Origin of the sequence: Rhodoferax mekongensis (assembly GCF_032191775.1) — a bacterium.
GTDB classification, from domain to species: Bacteria; Pseudomonadota; Gammaproteobacteria; order Burkholderiales; family Burkholderiaceae_C; genus Allorhodoferax; species Allorhodoferax mekongensis.
Genome location: NZ_CP132507.1, coordinates 160,206 through 177,567, shown reverse-complemented (window position 1 = coordinate 177,567; position 17,362 = coordinate 160,206). Strand labels below are relative to the sequence as shown.

The 17,362-nt window shown below is 61.4% G+C and carries 20 protein-coding genes; 10 read left to right on the top strand and 10 right to left on the bottom strand.

Translation table 11 applies throughout. The features are described from left to right. Positions 1–103 precede the first annotated feature (103 nt). Both RAN89_RS00800 and RAN89_RS00795 read left to right on the top strand, forming a co-directional pair. Positions 104–283, top strand: a complete 180-nt coding sequence (locus tag RAN89_RS00800) for a hypothetical protein (RefSeq protein ID WP_313867806.1) — start codon at positions 104–106, stop codon at positions 281–283. A gap of 2 nt (positions 284–285) precedes the next feature. Then, positions 286–705, top strand: coding sequence for a tautomerase family protein (locus tag RAN89_RS00795; protein ID WP_313867805.1), 420 nt, complete (start codon positions 286–288; stop codon positions 703–705). Here the strand turns inward: RAN89_RS00795 and RAN89_RS00790 are convergent. Continuing rightward, complete coding sequence (locus RAN89_RS00790; protein ID WP_313867804.1) at positions 687–1,103, bottom strand: PilZ domain-containing protein; 417 nt, start codon at positions 1,101–1,103, stop codon at positions 687–689. The two genes, RAN89_RS00795 and RAN89_RS00790, sit on opposite strands and share 19 nt — an antisense overlap. 164 nt (positions 1,104–1,267) lie before the next feature. Between RAN89_RS00790 and RAN89_RS00785 the strand changes: the two genes are divergently transcribed. Both RAN89_RS00785 and RAN89_RS00780 read left to right on the top strand, forming a co-directional pair. Continuing rightward, on the top strand, positions 1,268–1,642 hold the full coding sequence (locus RAN89_RS00785) for a VOC family protein (protein WP_313867803.1): 375 nt from the start codon (positions 1,268–1,270) through the stop codon (positions 1,640–1,642). Positions 1,643–1,645: 3 nt separating this feature from the next. After that, positions 1,646–2,098, top strand: a complete 453-nt coding sequence (locus tag RAN89_RS00780) for an EVE domain-containing protein (protein WP_313867802.1) — start codon at positions 1,646–1,648, stop codon at positions 2,096–2,098. A gap of 40 nt (positions 2,099–2,138) precedes the next feature. On the opposite strand, the gene RAN89_RS00775 is transcribed toward RAN89_RS00780, so the two are convergent. Further along, positions 2,139–2,540: a DUF2177 family protein gene (locus RAN89_RS00775; protein WP_313867801.1), complete on the bottom strand. Its 402-nt coding sequence runs from the start codon at positions 2,538–2,540 to the stop codon at positions 2,139–2,141. A 115-nt stretch (positions 2,541–2,655) separates the two neighbouring features. Here RAN89_RS00775 and RAN89_RS00770 point away from each other — a divergent pair, with 115 nt between their 5' ends. After that, positions 2,656–3,375 carry a helix-turn-helix transcriptional regulator gene (locus tag RAN89_RS00770; RefSeq protein ID WP_313869316.1) on the top strand — a complete coding sequence of 240 codons (720 nt, stop codon included), beginning with the start codon at positions 2,656–2,658 and terminating at the stop codon, positions 3,373–3,375. Between the two features lie 35 nt (positions 3,376–3,410). Here the strand turns inward: RAN89_RS00770 and RAN89_RS00765 are convergent, their stop codons facing one another. Further along, positions 3,411–3,635 (bottom strand): HNH endonuclease, encoded by a 225-nt coding sequence (locus RAN89_RS00765; RefSeq protein WP_313867800.1) that lies wholly within the window; start codon positions 3,633–3,635, stop codon positions 3,411–3,413. Between the two features lie 105 nt (positions 3,636–3,740). On the opposite strand from RAN89_RS00765, the gene RAN89_RS00760 reads away from it, so the two are divergent. Continuing rightward, positions 3,741–4,478, top strand: a complete 738-nt coding sequence (locus tag RAN89_RS00760) for a hypothetical protein (RefSeq protein WP_313867799.1) — start codon at positions 3,741–3,743, stop codon at positions 4,476–4,478. Between the two features lie 26 nt (positions 4,479–4,504). Beyond that, positions 4,505–5,404: an EAL domain-containing protein gene (locus RAN89_RS00755; protein ID WP_313867798.1), complete on the top strand. Its 900-nt coding sequence runs from the start codon at positions 4,505–4,507 to the stop codon at positions 5,402–5,404. Between the two features lie 39 nt (positions 5,405–5,443). Here the strand turns inward: RAN89_RS00755 and RAN89_RS00750 are convergent, their stop codons facing one another. From RAN89_RS00750 to apaG, 4 genes are all read right to left on the bottom strand, one after another. Then, complete coding sequence (locus tag RAN89_RS00750) at positions 5,444–6,238, bottom strand: Crp/Fnr family transcriptional regulator (RefSeq protein WP_313867797.1); 795 nt, start codon at positions 6,236–6,238, stop codon at positions 5,444–5,446. A 132-nt stretch (positions 6,239–6,370) separates the two neighbouring features. Next, the gene (thiL, locus tag RAN89_RS00745; RefSeq protein WP_313867796.1) at positions 6,371–7,384 is read right to left on the bottom strand and encodes a thiamine-phosphate kinase; all 1,014 of its coding nucleotides are present in this window, start codon (positions 7,382–7,384) and stop codon (positions 6,371–6,373) included. Next, complete coding sequence (locus RAN89_RS00740) at positions 7,381–9,360, bottom strand: site-specific recombinase (protein ID WP_313867795.1); 1,980 nt, start codon at positions 9,358–9,360, stop codon at positions 7,381–7,383. Before RAN89_RS00740 ends, thiL begins: the two co-directional genes overlap by 4 nt. Before the next feature lie 8 nt (positions 9,361–9,368). Next, positions 9,369–9,761 carry a Co2+/Mg2+ efflux protein ApaG gene (apaG, locus tag RAN89_RS00735; RefSeq protein ID WP_313867794.1) on the bottom strand — a complete coding sequence of 131 codons (393 nt, stop codon included), beginning with the start codon at positions 9,759–9,761 and terminating at the stop codon, positions 9,369–9,371. 77 nt (positions 9,762–9,838) lie between these two features. Between apaG and rpe the strand changes: the two genes are divergently transcribed. The 3 genes from rpe to RAN89_RS00720 are packed head-to-tail and all read left to right on the top strand — an operon-like array spanning position 9,839 to position 14,060. Continuing rightward, the gene (rpe, locus tag RAN89_RS00730) at positions 9,839–10,516 is read left to right on the top strand and encodes a ribulose-phosphate 3-epimerase (RefSeq protein WP_313867793.1); all 678 of its coding nucleotides are present in this window, start codon (positions 9,839–9,841) and stop codon (positions 10,514–10,516) included. A 32-nt stretch (positions 10,517–10,548) separates the two neighbouring features. Beyond that, entirely contained in the window at positions 10,549–13,359 is a 2,811-nt protein-coding gene (locus RAN89_RS00725) for a putative bifunctional diguanylate cyclase/phosphodiesterase (protein WP_313867792.1), read from the top strand. Between the two features lie 5 nt (positions 13,360–13,364). Continuing rightward, a complete protein-coding gene (locus tag RAN89_RS00720) occupies positions 13,365–14,060 on the top strand; it encodes a phosphoglycolate phosphatase (protein WP_313869315.1) in 696 nt (231 codons plus the stop codon). Here RAN89_RS00720 and RAN89_RS00715 read toward each other — a convergent pair. The 3 genes from RAN89_RS00715 to RAN89_RS00705 all read right to left on the bottom strand — a co-directional run bounded on the left by RAN89_RS00715 (position 14,057) and on the right by RAN89_RS00705 (position 17,054). Next, positions 14,057–15,904, bottom strand: a complete 1,848-nt coding sequence (locus tag RAN89_RS00715) for a methyl-accepting chemotaxis protein (protein ID WP_313867791.1) — start codon at positions 15,902–15,904, stop codon at positions 14,057–14,059. The genes RAN89_RS00720 and RAN89_RS00715 overlap by 4 nt on opposite strands. Positions 15,905–15,927: 23 nt before the next feature. Beyond that, positions 15,928–16,254, bottom strand: a complete 327-nt coding sequence (locus RAN89_RS00710) for a hypothetical protein (RefSeq protein ID WP_313867790.1) — start codon at positions 16,252–16,254, stop codon at positions 15,928–15,930. Positions 16,255–16,472: 218 nt separating this feature from the next. Further along, entirely contained in the window at positions 16,473–17,054 is a 582-nt protein-coding gene (locus tag RAN89_RS00705) for a chalcone isomerase family protein (RefSeq protein ID WP_313867789.1), read from the bottom strand. Positions 17,055–17,362 lie beyond the last annotated feature (308 nt).

The window sequence follows — 17,362 nt, the reverse complement described above, 5'->3', positions numbered from 1 at the left end:
AAATAGTGCAAAACCAATAACGCTTTAGCGCGGTTTCCGACAGTTGGTGTTCTCCATAAAGTTCAAACCATCGCAACAAGACCTGAACCTACCGGAGTCCACCATGTACCCAGCCGCCCCTGACAGCACTGCAATCGCTCAACTCCACGACCACGCCCGTCGGGAAGCCCGTCGCCTGCGCCGCGAAGCGGTGAATGAGTTCTGGTGCAACGCTGCCCGCCTGATGGCGCACCAGGTCCGCCGCCTTACCCATTCCACCCCAACCACCACCCAGAAAGCCTGACCATGCCAACTTTGCAACTCAAAGTCTCGCCACTTCAAAACCCATCTCGCTATCGCGCACTGGCCGAAGCGCTGACGCGCATCACTGCCGAGGAATTAGGTAAATGTGCGGAGGTCACGGCGGTGGTCATCGACGATGTGCCCGCCGCGCGGTGGCACGTGGGGGGTACCGATGTGCAGCGCCCTACTGCGATGCTGGAGATCAGCATCACCCAAGGCACCAATACGGCGGCGCAGAAGGCGGCATTTATTGAACGCGCATTCGCCGAGCTGGAGGCCCAACTCGGCCACGGGCAAGGGCTGGAGCCTGCCAGCTATGTGATCGTGCGGGAAATGCCGGCCAGCGACTGGGGATACGGCGGGCAGACCCAAGCCGCCCGCGCACTTGCCAAAACCTCTGGCGCTCAGGCCATCGCCATGTGACCCACGGGGTAGAGCGCGCAGCGGATCACCTGCTCGTTCTCCACGGGCAGGCCTTGCAGCAGGGTGGCCAAGCTGTGGCCCTCGGCGCGGGACACAAAGCCGCTGCGGGTGTAAATGCCGTCGGGCTGCGACCAAACCCACTGGACTTCGCCGCCATCCACCACTTCGAACCCATCCGCACTGGCCACATGCAAATCCAGACGGAATGACTTGCCGGTGAGGTAGGAGCCCGCTTGCGAGAGGATTTGCACCCCGCCTTCGCTGATGTCCAGTATCAGCGCGGCAATCGCATCGGGCTTGTCCGCATCGCGGAATACAAAGTAAGACGCTGTCTGGGTCCCGGTACCGAGGCGGAAATAGGTGGCGCGGGTGTGGACGCGTTGTTCAGACACTGCCATGGCAAAACCTCTTCAAAAAAATGCGATGACGCCCATCCTGCGGGAGGCGCGTTGCAGGAATATGACGACATTCAGGTGACGCAGCTTTTGCAGCCTGCTGACACCACGGTGTCAGCAGTACCCCCGCACCATCAGCACCTTCATTCACTTTGCAGGAGCATGTCATGCGCAACGCCATCAGCTGGTTCGAAATTCCCACCACCCGTCTGGACGCCGCCCAGGCTTTTTATGAGTCTGTGCTGGGTCACCCCATGCGCCGCGAATCCATGGGCCCCAGTGAGGGTGCGGTCTTTGCCTACGACCCGCAGTCCGGCACCGGCGGCGCCTTGATGCAAGGGCCCACGGCACCCGCGCTGTCCAGTGGCGGAACGCTGGTGTATCTGGACGCATCGCCCTCGCTGGATGCGGCACTGGCCCGCGTGCTGACACAAGGCGGCGCGATTGCACTGCCCCGCACCGCCTTGCCGCCGGGCATGGGCTACTTCGCCCACATCACCGATCTGGACGGCAACCGCGTCGGCCTGCACGCAGAGGCCTGAGCCATGGCCGCGCGCAAGAACTGGATTGCCGTGGCCTGCGCGGCGCACGCCCGCAGGGGCTGCGCCCAAGCCGGGCAGGGCTATATGCAGGTCTGCCACGGCAAGAGCGCACCCCTGCGGCGTGTGGCGCCAGGCGACCGGGTGGTGTACTACAGCCCCACCGTCACCATGGGCGGCAAAGACAAGCTGCAGGCTTTTGTGTCCATGGGCCTGGTGGAGCAGGGGGTGGTGTATCCCTTCGACATGGGCGGCGGCTTCGTGCCGTTCCGGCGCGATGTGGCGTATGTGCCGGCTCTGGAGGCGCCTATCGCACCGTTGCTGGACGCTTTGGAGTTTGTGGAGGACCGCAGCCGCTGGGGCTATAAGTTCCGGTTCGGGCTGTTCGCGGTGAGCGACGCCGATATGCTGCGGATTGCACACGCCATGCAAGTCGACGTTGATTTGCTATGTTTTTAGGAGCTGCTTGCGCAGATTCTATGGGCGCTAGGCAGTGGTTTCATGCAAAACGCTGAAACACCAGCTTGCCTGCGGCCGACGCCGCGCAGCTCGCCACACATCCCCAGGCCATGTCCAGCATCGCCAGGCTCACCGGCCAGCCTTTGAGCGTGGCCAGGTTGGTGAGGTCGTAGGTGGCATAGGCCACGAGTCCGAAAAGTGCCGCGTGCAACAAGGTAACGGACCAGCCGTCTGTCACCCCCCGGGGTGCCACCACAAACACCAGCAAGCCCACCGGGTACAGCGCATAAAAGAGGGCCGCTACGCCCCAGCGCGGTTGCTCCGCCATCAGGTGGCAGATGCCTTCCTGGTACATGGACTTGGCCAGCCCGCCGATCCACAGCACGTCCAGCATCAGGAGCACAAGGGCCGTGGCTGCATAGGTGGCGAGGTATTTGTTCATGTCGCAAGCTTACTCAAAGCCGGATTGAAGCGTCGGTGCGGTAGTCGGCGCTATGGTTTTGGTAGCTGCCCGCGCAGGTATCATGGGCGCTAACCCCCAAAACACTCTCAAGTTCATGCGTCGCGCCGACCGTCTGTTTCAAATCGTCCAGCTCATCCGGGGGCGGCGGCTGACTACTGCCGCGTTTCTGGCGCAGCGGCTGGAAGTGTCGGAGCGCACGGTGTACCGCGATGTGGCCGACCTGCAGCACCAGGGCGTGCCCATCGAAGGCGAGGCCGGCGTGGGCTACCGCTTGGGGCAAGGCTTTGAGTTGCCGCCGCTGATGTTCACCGCCGACGAAGCCCGCGCCCTGGTGGCCTCCGTGCGCATGGCACAGGTCTGGCAGGACCCGGTGTTGGCCCGCAGCAGCCAGGTGGCGCTGGGCAAGATTCTGTCGGTGTTGCCACCCGCTGCGCGCACGGCGGCGCAGAGCATGGCGGTGTACGCGCCGCCGGTGGGTCTGGCGCCCGAAGTACAGGTCACCTTGCAAACCTTGCGCGAAGCGGCGCAGGCCCAGCGCAGGGTGCGGGCTGACTACCGGGATGCAGGCGGCAGCTCCAGCCAAAGAACCCTGCGGCCTTTGGGCTGTTTCTACTGGGGCGCCGTGTGGACCCTAGCCGCCTGGTGCGAAACCCGGCAGGCCTTCCGCAGCTTCCGCTTGGACCGCATGCAGCAGGTGCATGTGCTGGAAGGCACTGCGGGCCGGTTCGAGGATGAACCGGGCCGCACCTTGGCCGACTACCTGCGTTCCGCCGCGCCACCCGGGGTGCCTGCCCGGTTGAAGCAGGACAGCTAGCGCTACCGAGCTTCTCCGTCAGCGCAGAGACGGTTTCAGGCGGCCTGTTTGGGAATGTGCCGTCCCCGGTTGCACGTGCCATGGCTGATAGCCAGGTTTTCCAGGTGACTGCTGCCCCCCTCGCTTTGCGGGCGGATGTGTTCCAGCGTGGCGTCTTCCGGCGCTACGTGCTCGCCACAGACCCAGCAAGGTACTTGCCCGTGCAGTTGGCGGGCTACGGTGTTGTAAATCTTGGTGCGGGTCAGGGCAAGACGGCTCATGGGCGAAAGTTTTACAGGGCAAATGTTCAGCGGTGGACGGTTGGGTTTGCGGCTTCGCGCTGGGCCCCGTGTAATCAGGTCATAGCAGCATTTTGCGTTGGAGCTATGAGTATCAACCCCGTCCTGGCCACCGTGTTGGAGATTCTGGCAGACGCCCAGAGTCTGATGGGCAATGCCTTGTCCATCACCTGGGATGTCACCAAGTCGCAAGAAAGCTACCTCAGCCGTGGACCTTCCTGGCAGGGCCTCCATGCACCTGTCCATGAGTTGTTCAGCAAGGGCAGCCGCCTGAAGCTGATGGAGCTGTCCCCGGCCTTGTCCCGCGAATTCCAGTTGGCGCTGCAAAAGCGCTTCCAGGTCTCGCTCGGCATGGTTCGGAGTGACCCGCCGCCCTCGCGCCGTAACAGCAACCCCGGCGACTGGCGCCTGGAGGGTGAAATGCAACTCTCCGGCGACCTGGAGATGGTCCGCAAGGTCCGTACCGGCCGCATCGTGACAGTGCTGGAGAGCACCTGTGGTCCGGAGCTGGAAGTGATGGTCGGTTTGCAGATCGAATGCCTGCGTTTTTACAAGGCGCCCAGCAATCCCTTCAGTGCCGAGAACTTTGCGGTGGCCTTGTTGCAGGCGCTGGAAACCGCCATTCCGGATGACCAGCAGCAACAAGTTCTGCTGCAGGTCATGGTGCCCTCGTTTGCACAAGCGTTGAAGTCGGCTTTGCGGCATTACGCCAAGTCCATGTCACGCAAATTGCAAAGCCTGGCCCCCGTGGTGGAGCGCGATGGCAGGTGGCACCCGGAGCGCAGGGATGAACAGTTTGAACCCACAGTGCCGGCAGGCCTGTGAACAGGAATTGATGAAGAGAGTGATGTATGTCTGATTGGTTGTCCAAAGTACAAAAATGGTTCGGTGCTGGAAAAGCAACAGCGGCATTGCGGGTGATGAATCTTCTTGCAGAGCGGGCCCTGGAGCCGGTGTACCAACCCATGGTCGATTTGCGAAGCGGTGTGATCCTGGGCCACGAGGCGCTGGTGCGTGCCCCCCGCCGGATGGCTGAGACCAGTTTTGAAGACCTGCTGGAGGCCGCGCATCAGGAGCGCTGCCTGAAGAACTTCGAGCTGGCCTGTTTGGAGCTCTCCATGGAGCGCTGGATGGCCGAGAACGGCAAAGGCCAATTGATTGTGAATTTCAGCGCACAAACCTTGGTGCAGCTGCAAGAGTCGGACGCCGTGGGCATGTTGCTCCACCTGATGCGCAAGCACCAGATGTCACCTCGCCGCATGGGGCTGGACCTTGCCGGCTACACCCGTATTCCCAAGCTGGATGTGCTGGTCGAGGCCTTGCGTCCCTTGCGCGACGCCGGTGTCACGATCGCCTTGGACAACTTCAAGGCGTCTGAGAACAGCATGAAGGCCTGGGCCAAAGTTCTGCCCAATGTGGTGAAAATGGCGCCCCGTTGGACCCACAACATTGCCGTCGACGGTGAGCAAAGCCGCGTGGTGCGCAGCTTGGTGCGACTGACGCGCAACCACAACGCCCTTCTGGTCGCCAAGTCGGTGGAGAGCGAGGTGGAATTGCGCACCATGAAGAACCTCGGTGTGGACATGGCCCAAGGCTTTTTCTTGGGCAGCCCCGCCACCGAGCCGGTGCGCTCTCTCAATCTGCGCGCGCGGGACGTGTTGCAAACGGTGGAGGAGACGCGTCCACCGGAGCTGATCAAAGTACCGGCGCGCCCGCCCGCCTTGGAAACGCGCTACTCCCTCTTGTCCTGAACACGCCACTACCAACGTGGCACCCAGAGCGGCCTGGTTTCAGGCCGCGTCCAGCGTGCGGAGCAACTCCAGCAGTTCCTGGATGCTGGCGTTCAGCTTGTTCACACTGTCTTCCCGCTGGCTGCGCGCAAAGGCGTGCCAGGTGTGAATCGACAGGATCTCCAGCTTGCCGTACGACAGCTTGAGCCAGCCGTGCTGCGCGAGTTGCTGCACGTACTCGGAAAACAGGGTGCGCGACACCCCGCATAACGAGGCCAGGGTGTTCTGCGGGATAGGGATTTCCACACCCTCACCAAAGCCTATGGTGGGCGGCCGGTCTGAGCGGTAGGCCAAGGCTTCTGCGAACTGCGCCAAGCCCATGACAACGCGCATGCACGGGTTGCCCAGCTTCATCAGGGTGAGTGTTTCCGACGTTTTCTGCACCCGCCAAGCCATGAGCTTGGCGACAAAGCGCGCGAAGTTGGGTTCGGTCACAAACAGCTGGTCGAACTGGGCGGCAGGTAGCGTCAGCACCTCCGTGGCCGTGAGGCACACATAGTCCGCAAAACTGGGCTTGCGGTTGATGATGGACTGTTCCCCGAACCAGGCGCCACGCCCGTAGACAGAAATCGGCGTGGACTCGGAGTTGGTGGTCGGTACAGACGCAGAGACCAGTCCTTGAATGATGAACATCCAATGCTTGATCTCGTTGCCCTTGGTCCACAGCCGCTTGCCGGCGTCGAAGGCTTGCACCTTGACCATGGGGGCGGTTTGCAAAGCCAACGCATCCGACAAGCCCAGCCGTTTGAGCTGCTTGAATACATAGCCGTTGGCTGCCGGGGTATCGGTGGGCACTTGCGCTCCAAAGTGGTTCTACACATAAAGCCACGACAGCTTTCGCACGCGGCCAGATATTGTCAAACAAAGACTTGTGTAGACCAAGGCACAAAGTCGCGTTTACTGACTTTTACACGGGTGCACAGTGCATTACGTCGCGAAATGGTCAAAGCTGGCCCACGGTCCGTGCAGGGCAGACCCGTCCGGCGCTTTGACGGTCACACCGGGGTCCCGAACGATGCGGCCAATGCGGGTGACACGGGTACCGCAGCCTGTGGCCGCGGATTCAACTTGCAGGCGACTTTCCAGCGCTGCGGTGAACACCAGCTCATAGTCGTCCCCGCCGCTCAGTACATAGCGAAGCGCGGTGCTGTCAGCCTGTGAATGTGGATCAAAAGTGCCGCTGGCGCCCGTGATATGTGCGCGAGCAGCTAGCAAATTGATAGCATCCAGTGCCTCCAGTTCTGCGCCGACACGGCTGCGCTCCAGGATGTGACCCAGGTCGCCCAACAGGCCGTCACTGACATCGGCTGCTGCGGTGGCGATGCCGCGCAAGGCCTGCCCGAGTGCCACGCGGGGGGTGGGCTGTTCGAGCCGTTGGCGTGCTAGGGCCAATGCTTCGGCGGGCAACTGGTCGCGGCCCCAGAGGCAATGAAGCGCGAGGGCCGCGTCGCCCAAGGTGCCGCTGACCCAGATGTCATCCCCCGCGCGGGCACCACTGCGCAACAGTGCCTGGCCGGGCGGGGTTTCTCCGAAGACCGTGATGCAAATATTGAGCGGGCCGCGTGTGGTGTCGCCGCCGACCAGTGGGCAATGGTGTGCATCGGCCAACGCAAACAGGCCTTGCGAGAAACCTTGTAGCCACGCCGGGTCTGCATCGGGCAGGCTGAGTGCGAGGGTAAAGCCTACAGGCCTTGCGCCACAGGCCGCAAGGTCGCTCAGGTTGACGGCGAGCGCCTTGTGGCCCAGGGTGCGCGGGTTCACATCGGCAAAGAAGTGCCGGCCGCTGACCAGCATGTCGCTGCTGATGGCCCACTGCATGCCGGGGGTGGGTTGCAGCAGGGCGCAGTCATCCCCGATACCGAGTACGACCTGCGTGGGCAAGGGGTGCTGGCTGCGCTCGAAGTAGCGCGCGATCAGCGCAAATTCGCCGAGGTCGCTCATTCTTTGGCGGGCCACAAAAAGCTCATCGGGGCCTGCCGCACGCGTTGCCAGATGCTGCTGCGGATGCGCGACCGGTCAATGCCCGACACGTTGTGCGCTTGCAGCGCCACCCGGAACGCCAGGTAAAAACTCACGCCCACATTGAGCAAGCCGATCATCGGAATGCTGGCCACGGCCCACCACAGGGCCGGGTTGCGCACGACGTCCCAGCCCAATGCAGCACAGGCGGCGCCCAGTTGCCCGGCAGACAGGGTGACGTGGCGCACGTCCAGTGCCGGGCCGACAAAAGCCAGAATGGCGGGCACCAAGCCGAGCATCATGCCCAGCGAGATGTTGGCGGCCAATCCCGAGATGTGGTGCCGCATGAAGTGCGCCCACCGGTCTGCACGCGCGGCGCCCAGCCATGCGGTGATGCGCGGGTTGTAGCGGATGGCCGAATCCAGCCGGTGCAGCACAAACCAGTTTTCCACCCAGCCCGCGACGATGCTGCTGGAAAACAAGAGCACGCCGGTGAAGGCGGCAAACAACAGCGAGGGCCCGAGCAAGGTGAGGGAGTGCAGCACGTAGTCGGCCTTCTCCGGGGTAAGCATGGGCGCGCCGGTCACCAGCAGGAGCACCGCAGACAGCAGGACCGCAGCCGGAAACACGACCGCCACGTTGCCGATGACCGCTGCCACCTGGGAGCGCACCAGGTGCGTCACCTCATCCACAAAGGCTTGCAGGGCTTGGGAGTCTGAGATGTCTTTCAGCTTGGCGGCCATGGCAGGCGCTGTCATGGCGGGCTGCTTGGTGGCCAGCGTGAAATGCAGCATCTGGATCAGCACAAAGCTGGCGGCGTACATCACCCCGGACCAGAACCCGTACCAGAAAGCCGACAGGCCCAGTGCCATGATGCCGAACTTCATGGCGGTGGTCAGCGCAGTCAGCGCCCCTCCGCCTGCAGCATGGCCCAGCATGGCGCGGTACTCGGCGCGGGTGCGGGTGATGTAGTGCTCTCCGGTCTCCGAGCTGCGCTCGGCCACTTTGGCCGCAAGCAGTGAAGAGTTGGACGAAATGAGGGCCCCTACACTGCGCTGCTCCTGACCCACGCTGGCCAGGTGCGAGAGCAGGCGGGCGGTGGCGACGTGCTGGGTGTCTTCCAGCAGGCAGTCCAGCAGGGCGCGGACCCGCAACACGCGTTCGCGCAACTGCCGCAGACGGAACACCAGATCGACCGAAATGCCATGGGCATCCAGGTGGGTGTACACCGTGGTGGCCGCATGGCGACAGGCGTCGAGTTGGCTGCGGAAATGCAACACGGCGTCAGAGGTATCTCCGCCTTGCAACCAGGTGTCCAGCACCCGGTCCAAATCGCTGGCCAGCGTATGGAATGGGCTGCCGTCCCGCAGAGGGCTGCTCATGCGCAGGCGCATTTCCTGTGAGAAGCCTGTGGCGCGAATCTGGCTGGTACAAAAGGTCAGGGCATGCAGCAAGGTGTGTTGCCACACGGTGACCGGGCGTAAGGCCTTGGGTGCGCCAGCCCTTGTGGCTGGCACGCTGAGCAGAGCCGCCAGGCGGCTCAGAGTGTCTGCTGGGAGTGCCGCAATCCAGCGGGCGTCCCGCGGATCGTTGAGCACCAGCGCAAAGAGTTCGGATGCGTCCTGGGTTTCCGGGGTGGCGGGCAGCAATTTGCGGTTGAGGCGCTCCACCAGTTCGCTCATAAAGGCGTTGCGCGAGCCGAAACCGTAATCCGAAAGCAGGGTGCTGCCGTCCACAGAGCCCAGCAGCTCCGCCCACCACGCGCGCAATTGCTGCGTGGTTTCAGGCCGGGCCTCCAACACATCCAGCAACAAGGCTACGCGCGCGACAGCGGGCTCAGGCGTTTGCTCCGGGCCATGCACCCAAGCCAGCAGGCAGATCAACCAGATGTGACGCTCTACGGCCGGTGCGGGCGTGGCCAGTTGCTCCAGCAGGGCCGACAGGTCAACACGTGCCATGCGGGGCTTCAATGCAGCGTGCGCGGGCCATCCGCATCACTCAGGGCGTCCAGAACGAACATGGGAATGTCGGTATCGAATTTTTCGCCGTCCTCGGCTACGCAAAAAAAGCTGCCGTGCATGGTGCCTGTGGGGGTGCGCAAGCGGGTTCCACTGGTGTATTCAAAAGACTGGCCGGGCTTGAGCAGGGGTTGCTGGCCCACCACGCCCAAGCCTTTGACGCGTTCGGTGTGGCCGGTGGCGTCATTCACATTCCAGGTGCGGGAGATCAATTGCGCCGTCACTTCGCCGATATTGGTGATGGTGATGGTGTACGCGAAGACATACAGGTCCTCATGCGGGGCGGATTGCTCCGCCAGATATTGGGGTTTGACTTCCACCAGGAATGCGTATTTGGCCATCCGGCAATGCTACCTGCGAAAATGTGCATTTCGAAATACCCCCAAAAACCCGAAACCCCTCCCTGGACGTCGTTGTCATGACCTACCGTATTGCCCCCTCCATCCTCTCTGCCGACTTTGCCCGACTGGGTGAAGAAGTCAAAAACGTGATCGCCGCCGGCGCGGATTGGATTCACTTTGATGTGATGGACAACCACTATGTGCCCAACCTGACTTTCGGTCCCATGATTTGCAGCGCCTTGAAGCCCCATGCCAAGACCGCCGAGGGGGGCGCCGTGCCGATTGATGTGCACTTGATGATTTCTCCGGTAGACGCGCTGGCGGCCAGCTTTGCCGAAGCAGGTGCGGACTACATCAGCTTTCACCCCGATGCCTCCGGCCATGTGCACCGCAGTGTGCAGGCCATCAAGTCCAAGGGCGTGAAGGCCGGTCTGGTGTTCAACCCCGCCGAGCCCCTGGATGTGCTGGACTGGGTGATCGACGATATTGACCTTATCCTCATCATGAGCGTCAACCCTGGCTTCGGCGGCCAGAGCTTTATTGACTCGGCCCTGCGCAAGGTCGAGGCAGCCCGCAAGCGCATTGAGGCTAGCGGCAAAGACATTCGCCTTGAAGTGGACGGCGGCATCAAAACCGACAATATCCGACGCGTGGCCGATGCGGGCGCAGACACCTTCGTGGCGGGCAGCGCCATTTTCGGCAAACCGGACTACAAGTCGGTGGTGGACGCCATGCGCGTTGCGCTGGCGGGCTGAACACAGCCTGGCACCTTGACACGGAGCACTATTTGGACCAGCCCCCAACCAAGACCTTGCAGCTGAAGGACCAGTTCGGCAGTCCCTGGTTGGGCGGGCGTAACTCCCATGTTCGGGTCCGGGTGGCGATGTATGGTGTGTTGCTGCTCCTGTTGGTCCTGGGGTCTCTGAGGGGCATACTGGCCCAGCACTGGCAAGAAACCCGGCAACTCGACATAGAGGTCATGCAGTCGGTGGCAGAGCAGGTGACAACCACTCAGCGGCTGGGACTGTTGATTGAAGCCCTGCATGGCCGGTTGGACGCGCCAGCGCGCAGAGAGGCTGTCGGCTCGGCGGCGCTGCTTTTGCGCAAAGAGGCGCAGAGCTTCGACGAGCTGTTGAATCGCCAGGCGGCGCTGGAACCGATGGCGTCCGATGCGGTGCTCTCTGCGCTGGCAGCCTGGCGCGCCGACCGAGAAGTACTGTGGCCTTTGCTGGAGAGGTGGGGAGCGGCCTCGGCAGATCAGTCCGGAGCTCAGGGCGCCTTGCTGGTGGAGATGGAGCGTGTTGTTCAACGCGTTTCGACTTCTGTGTACGACTTGAGCCGAATGGTGCAACAGGACGTAGAGCAGCGGAGCAGAAGATTGATCTCCACGATCTGGACCATCGTGGGGGGAATTGCCGCCTTGGGCGTATTGCTTGCGGTGGGGGTGGTGGAGCCCACAGCGCGCGGGGTGCGGCGCCAGTACGAAGCCATGTCCAGCCAGGCGGAACGTTTGAAACGGCTGGCGATGGTGGCCGAGCTGAGCTCCAATGCGATTGCCATCACTGACAGCGTGCACCGGGTGGTCTGGATCAACGAGGCATTCAGCAACCTGACCGGCTATTCCCCGGACCAGTCTCGGGGGCGTCGCATCGGCACCTTGCTGAAGGCGCGCAGCGCCGACCCGACCCATTTCACCGAGTTCACTGAAGCGCTGGCGCAAGGGCGAGGCATCAAACGCGAAGTGCGCGTGATCACCAAGAGTGCCGAATTGGGATGGGTGCTGGTGGACATGCAACCTATCCGCGATGAAGATGGCACCATGTCCGGTTGGGTTCTGGTCGCGACCGACCTCACGGCAGTGCGTACACAGCAAGAGATCCTGTCCTTGGCGGTGTCCGGCGCCGGCTTGGGCATTTGGCACTGGGATTTGGTCGATGACAGCGTGGGATGGAATGCGCGCATGCAGCAGATCCTAGGATATCCGGACGGTGCCTTGATGCCTCGTTCCGCGACCTGGTTGAGTTTGATCCACCCCGATGATGTGCAGGCTTGGAAGCATTCCCTGCGCCAGCATTTGCGGGATGAGTCCAATGAGCACCGCCTCTCGGTGCGTCTGCGCCACCATTCCGGGCGTTGGGTGTGGGTCCTGTTCGCAGGTCGTGCAGCAGACCGGTCTGTGCAGGGGCGCGTGTTGCGCTTGGCCGGCGTGGCCATGGATGTGAATGCCCAAAAGGCGCTGGAGCAGCAGCTTCGTACCGCAGCACGCACTGACGACTTGACTGCGCTGCCCAATCGCACGGTCATGGTGGAGTTGATCCGTGCAGCATTGGCGCGTCGCCACTTGGAGCCCGGCTATCACTTTGCGGTGCTGTTCATGGACTTTGACCGTTTCAAGCAGGTCAACGACACCCTGGGTCACACCGTAGGCGATGCTTTGCTGCGCCAGATTGCCCGCCGCCTGGAGGACAGCCTGAGGCCCGGAGATAGTTTTGCCCACAGTGGGGACTTTGACAAGGTAGCCGCCCGCATCGGGGGGGATGAGTTCGTGGTCCTGCTTGACGATATCCGTGGTGATCTGGACGCCATTCACGTCGCCGGCCGCCTCCTCGATGTGCTGGCTGCGCCGTATGTGTTGGACGGACACCGGGTGACATCCACCGTGAGCATCGGCATCGTGACCAGCACCCACACCGAAGATGACGCGGACAGCGTGCTGCGGGACGCAGACATCGCCATGTATGAGGCCAAGCGAAGCGGCCGTGCACGCTATGTAGTGTTCGATCCGCTGATGCGTTCGCAGGTGAGTGACTCTGTTTCTTTGGAGAACGACTTGCGTCAGGCGCTGGACAACCGCGAAATGCGGGTGGTCTATCAACCGTTGGTTCATTTGCCGGGGCATCAGTTAGCCGGTGTGGAGGCCTTGGTGCGCTGGCAGCACCCGGTGCGCGGCGCGGTTTCGCCGGTGGACTTCATTCCCTTGGCGGAGGCGTGCGGTGTGATTGCCGCACTCGGGAAGTTTGTGTTGGAAACAGCCTGCCAGACGTTTGCGCAATTGCAGCGCGACCTGGGGTCTGCCGCGCCGCCCAGCATGTCTGTGAACCTTTCCCGCGCACAGTTGAGGGAGCCCGGCCTGGTAGACATGGTGCGTGACGCTCTTCGCAGCGCAGATATGGAGCCCCAGCAGTTGGTATTGGAAGTGACCGAGAGCTTGGCCGCCCAGGATGCGCTGGTGCAGACCACCTTGCAGGAACTACGAGCCATGGGAGTAGCACTGTCACTGGATGACTTTGGAACCGGCTACTCGTCGCTCGCCTGCCTGCATGAGTTGCCGGTAAGTTCCATCAAGATCGACCGTTCATTCGTCAACCTGCTCGACAAGAGTGACTACCACCGTGTATTGATTGAAGCCACCTTGCGGGTGGCCGCGACCTTGAAGTTGGGTACGGTGGCAGAAGGCATTGAAACCGCGGAACAGGCTACCGAGATGGCCGCGATGGGCTGCCAAAAGGGCCAGGGTTACTGGTTCGGGCGCCCCATGGACGTCGAAGCGCTGGTGGCCTGGATACAAGCCCGACAACCCCTGGAGAAAATTGCGTGAGCGAAATGTCATGCTGGCCCCGCACTGCGCTGGACGCCGTCATCGTCGATCTGGACGGCACCATGGTCGACACCTTGGGTGATTTTGTGCAGGCTTTGCAGCGCATGCTGGCCGATTTGCCGGAGCCCTTCCATACATTCACCGTCCATCAAGACTTGGTGGAGAAAATGGTCGGCAAGGGCTCTGAGCACTTGATAAAAAGCCTGCTGGCGCACATCGATAGTGCGCAGGCTGCTATGGAAAGTGTAGCGCTTTACGAATCGGCATGGGCGGCCTATCAGCGCCACTATGTGGAAGTGAATGGCCTTTATTCCAAGGTGTACCCTGGCGTGGTGCGAGGTTTGGATGCCTGGAAGCAGCAGGGCTTGAAGATGGTGTGTGTCACCAACAAGCCCACCGCGTTTGCCAAAACCTTGCTGGCCGACAAAGGCCTCGCAGGCTATTTCAGTCTTGTGGTCGGTGGCGATGCCGTAGAACGCAAAAAACCCGACCCCATGCCTTTGCTGTTCGCTTGTGAACAGATGGACGTAGTCCCTGCGCGCACCCTGATGGTGGGTGACTCCAGCAATGACGCCCAAGCCGCCCGCGCTGCCGGCTGCCCGGTGCTGCTGGTGAGCTACGGTTACAACCATGGCCAGCCTGTCCACGCCGTGGATGCTGACGCTGTGGTCGACAGCCTCGCGGACTTCCGCTGGGCTTAAAAAGTCTCCCAATCATCATCCCCGCCCGCAGGCGTCACGCGGCTGCTGGTCTTGGGGGGTGAGATGGCCTGAGCTGTCAGCACCGGCGGAGCTTTTGCCGGTGAGGCTGCCGGTTTGGCGGCTGGCTTGGGGGCAGTTTTGGCGGAATTTGCTGCAGCTGCTGCCCTGCGCTCGGGCCCCGCAAAGTTCAACTTCTGGGGTGGGTTGGAGCGCACGGCTGCTTTGGGCAAGGGGCTTGCCAACGCGTGACTGCCTCCGCCGGTCGAACTGTTGCCACTTGTGACGCTTGTACCTGAATAGCCGCCGTGGTTCTCGTTGCCCAGCTTGAACACCGCCACCACCTGCACCAGATCATGGGCCTGACTCTTCAGGCTGCTGGCAGCCGCTGCCATCTCTTCCACCAAGGCAGCGTTTTGTTGCGTGGCCTGGTCCATCTGGGTGACTGCTTCTCCCACTTGGGAAACACCTGCACTCTGTTCTGAGCTGGCGGCGCTGATTTCTCCCATGATGTCGGTCACCCGGCGGATGCTGCTGACCACTTCGGTCATGGTTTCACCGGCTTTGTCTACCAGGCTACTTCCCTGCTCTACCCGCTCTACGCTGGCGTTGATCAGGCTCTTGATTTCTTTGGCGGCTTCGGCACTGCGTCCTGCCAGCGATCGGACTTCAGAGGCTACGACGGCAAAGCCACGGCCTTGTTCTCCGGCCCGGGCGGCCTCAACAGCGGCGTTCAGGGCCAGGATGTTGGTCTGGAAGGCAATGCCGTCAATGACGCTGATGATGTCTGCAATTCTGCGGCTGGATTCATTGATGCCTTTCATGGTCTCCACGACTTGACCAACGACTTCTCCGCCTTGAATAGCCACGGTAGAGGCATTCATGGCCAGTTGATTGGCCTGGCGGGCGGAGTCGGCGTTTTGTTTGACGGTGGAGCCGAGTTCTTCCATGGACGCTGCGGTTTCTTCCAGAGCGCTGGCTTGTTGTTCGGTGCGGGCGGAGAGGTCGTTGTTGCCTTGGGCGATTTCGGCGCTGGCGGTGGCGACTGCGTCAGCGCTGCTTTTCACGGCGCGCACTGTGTTGCTGAAGCTGCGCTGCATGACTTCCATGGACCTCAGCAATTGAATGGTTTCATCGCTGCCCGCGGGGTGAATCTCGGTATGCAGATGGCCTTCAGAAAGCGCATTTGCAATCGAAGCGGCATGGGCAATCGGCTGTGAGAGCTCGCGAGCCAGGAATACTGCACCGCCTACAAGCAACAGCGTTGAAAGAACCCAGGCGATCAGCACCTGTGTTCTGGAACTGATGACCTTGGCGTGCGATTCTGTCCGGGCTGCCGCTACGCCTTTTTCGATTCCGTCTGCTTGGTGGGCCATCTGGTCTTCAAGCTTGCCGAAGGCCACCTGAAATCCATCGATAGCGGTGCCCGCAGCGGCTAAATCCTTGGCCGCTAGTTCTTGCGCTTTTCGGGCCGCAGCAATGTATTCCTGCACCATCGGCTTGGTTGTTTGCAGCATGGCTTTGACGTCTGGGGGCAGCGGCTTTTCTTCCAATTGTGCGATGGCGTCGTTGAAAGTCTTGGCATGTTCTTCCAAGTCCTTACTGGCCTCGGCAATTTGATTGGCGTTCTGGGTGGTCGCACCCTGCACCAGCAACAGTACATCGCCGCGTATTGCGTCGTGCATCATGTCGGCCTCCTGGCTGTTCTGGAGCGCGCTGGACATGGCCTCTGACGCATCGATGGCGCCGGACAGTCTGTCAGTCTGCAATAGACCGATCCCACCGACCAGTCCCGACGCCAAAATGCCAACCAATCCCAGCGCAATGATTTGGTGTTTGAGCTTCATGGATGTCCCTGCTGATACAAAAATTAAGTGACGAAAGCCATCGATCGCATCAGGTCTTCGCCGGTTTCGAAGACGGAGCCCATTTCCGGCAAGCCCTTGGCCCGTTGTTGCAGTCCGGCTGTTGCACCATTTTTATGGACTGCCATGGTGTGTGGTTCGTTTCGATGGGCAACTTCCGCCATCGAACGCTCTACGACGGGAGTGATGGGGGGGGCAATGCCGTCGATCACAAAGGGAATATCGGCGATATCGCCGGAAGATAAATGGGGCATGTGCGTGCTTTTCGTCGCTGAATCAACCGCAGTCGCAACTCCGGCCCCACCTGAGCGCTTGAGGATGTCTTCCGTCATCCCAAAAGCAGCGTCGACGGGCCAAAGACAAAGCCGATTGCTCGTTCCACACTCAGTTCCATTCATGCTCCCTTGTTTTCATGAATTTTCAACTTGTGCTGCGCAATCTACAGGGAAGCCCGGCTTTTGTCATCATTTGTCTCTATGAGGCCACCGGTAGAGCGCAAAAAAGGCCGGCATGTTGCCATGCCGGCCTGTGAGGCTTGGAGTAAATCGGGTTACTTCTGACCCAGCAAAGCTTCTTTCAGTTTGAAGTCTGCAGGTGATGGGCCGAACCAGATGGACATGATGGCTTTGAAAAACTCGGGTTCCTTAAAGGGTTCACCCTGAACTTTGCCTTTGGCCGTCACCACCATGCCGGTGCCGGGAATCCAGTCGAGGTGGATGACGTCGCCGGGCAAGAGCGCCTTGTTGACGGTAAAGATGTCGCCCATGCGGATCAGGCCGGGTACGAGCTTGGACATTTCATTCTTGGGCACGTTGTCTTCGACGCCACGTGTGAGCAATTTACCGAAGGGGCCGGCCTCGATCTCGCGCAAAAAGGTCATGCTCAGGCGTTTGGGGCCGGGGGCTGCAATCAACTCATCGAGGGAACTGACTTTTTGGGTGGTGTGCAGTTCTGCGACATAGACTTTGAAAATGGCTTTGTAACGGATGCCAGCTCCGTTGAGTTGCAACTTGCTGCCTGCCAGCGTGATGTTGTCTTCTATTTTGACGCCATTGATATCGGGCGCCGCCATGACGGAGAGGCTGGTGCAAAGGGTGAGCAAACCGGCGAGGAGTGAGTGTTTCAATGTCATGGGGCACCTTAAATAGAACGACCGTTCTTTTTTTTGTGAGAAGCGCATTGTGCGGGTGCGCGGGCAAAAGCACATCAGGGTTTTTGCGGGTAACGTGGTTTTCGGGCCATTTCCGCGTCTGGCGTGTTTGCTACACTGTGCCCATGTTTATCCACCACATCAGCAGAACAGGTTTGAGCGACCGGGGAGCCTGGCCCTGGCGTACCTTGTCTGTTGTGCCTGGGCTCTGATACCTGCCGGTCGCTCCTAGCGGCCAACGCGCACGGTTTGTGAGCTTTGCGCGGTCAAGTGGCACGGATTCCCCTCCG

Excerpts from the sequence above, each read along its gene's own strand:
- RAN89_RS00705 (WP_313867789.1), bottom strand. The coding sequence starts at position 17,054 with ATGACATTGAAACACTCACTCCTCGCCGGTTTGCTCACCCTTTGCACC.
- RAN89_RS00765 (WP_313867800.1), bottom strand. The coding sequence starts at position 3,635 with ATGAGCCGTCTTGCCCTGACCCGCACCAAGATTTACAACACCGTAGCC.
- RAN89_RS00770 (WP_313869316.1), top strand. The coding sequence starts at position 2,656 with ATGCGTCGCGCCGACCGTCTGTTTCAAATCGTCCAGCTCATCCGGGGG.
- apaG (WP_313867794.1), bottom strand. The coding sequence starts at position 9,761 with ATGGCCAAATACGCATTCCTGGTGGAAGTCAAACCCCAATATCTGGCG.
- RAN89_RS00785 (WP_313867803.1), top strand. The coding sequence starts at position 1,268 with ATGCGCAACGCCATCAGCTGGTTCGAAATTCCCACCACCCGTCTGGAC.
- thiL (WP_313867796.1), bottom strand. The coding sequence starts at position 7,384 with ATGAGCGACCTCGGCGAATTTGCGCTGATCGCGCGCTACTTCGAGCGC.
- RAN89_RS00715 (WP_313867791.1), bottom strand. The coding sequence starts at position 15,904 with ATGAAGCTCAAACACCAAATCATTGCGCTGGGATTGGTTGGCATTTTG.
- RAN89_RS00740 (WP_313867795.1), bottom strand. The coding sequence starts at position 9,360 with ATGGCACGTGTTGACCTGTCGGCCCTGCTGGAGCAACTGGCCACGCCC.
- RAN89_RS00720 (WP_313869315.1), top strand. The coding sequence starts at position 13,365 with ATGTCATGCTGGCCCCGCACTGCGCTGGACGCCGTCATCGTCGATCTG.
- RAN89_RS00790 (WP_313867804.1), bottom strand. The coding sequence starts at position 1,103 with ATGGCAGTGTCTGAACAACGCGTCCACACCCGCGCCACCTATTTCCGC.
- rpe (WP_313867793.1), top strand. The coding sequence starts at position 9,839 with ATGACCTACCGTATTGCCCCCTCCATCCTCTCTGCCGACTTTGCCCGA.
- RAN89_RS00710 (WP_313867790.1), bottom strand. The coding sequence starts at position 16,254 with ATGACGGAAGACATCCTCAAGCGCTCAGGTGGGGCCGGAGTTGCGACT.
- RAN89_RS00800 (WP_313867806.1), top strand. The coding sequence starts at position 104 with ATGTACCCAGCCGCCCCTGACAGCACTGCAATCGCTCAACTCCACGAC.
- RAN89_RS00775 (WP_313867801.1), bottom strand. The coding sequence starts at position 2,540 with ATGAACAAATACCTCGCCACCTATGCAGCCACGGCCCTTGTGCTCCTG.
- RAN89_RS00755 (WP_313867798.1), top strand. The coding sequence starts at position 4,505 with ATGTCTGATTGGTTGTCCAAAGTACAAAAATGGTTCGGTGCTGGAAAA.
- RAN89_RS00795 (WP_313867805.1), top strand. The coding sequence starts at position 286 with ATGCCAACTTTGCAACTCAAAGTCTCGCCACTTCAAAACCCATCTCGC.
- RAN89_RS00760 (WP_313867799.1), top strand. The coding sequence starts at position 3,741 with ATGAGTATCAACCCCGTCCTGGCCACCGTGTTGGAGATTCTGGCAGAC.
- RAN89_RS00780 (WP_313867802.1), top strand. The coding sequence starts at position 1,646 with ATGGCCGCGCGCAAGAACTGGATTGCCGTGGCCTGCGCGGCGCACGCC.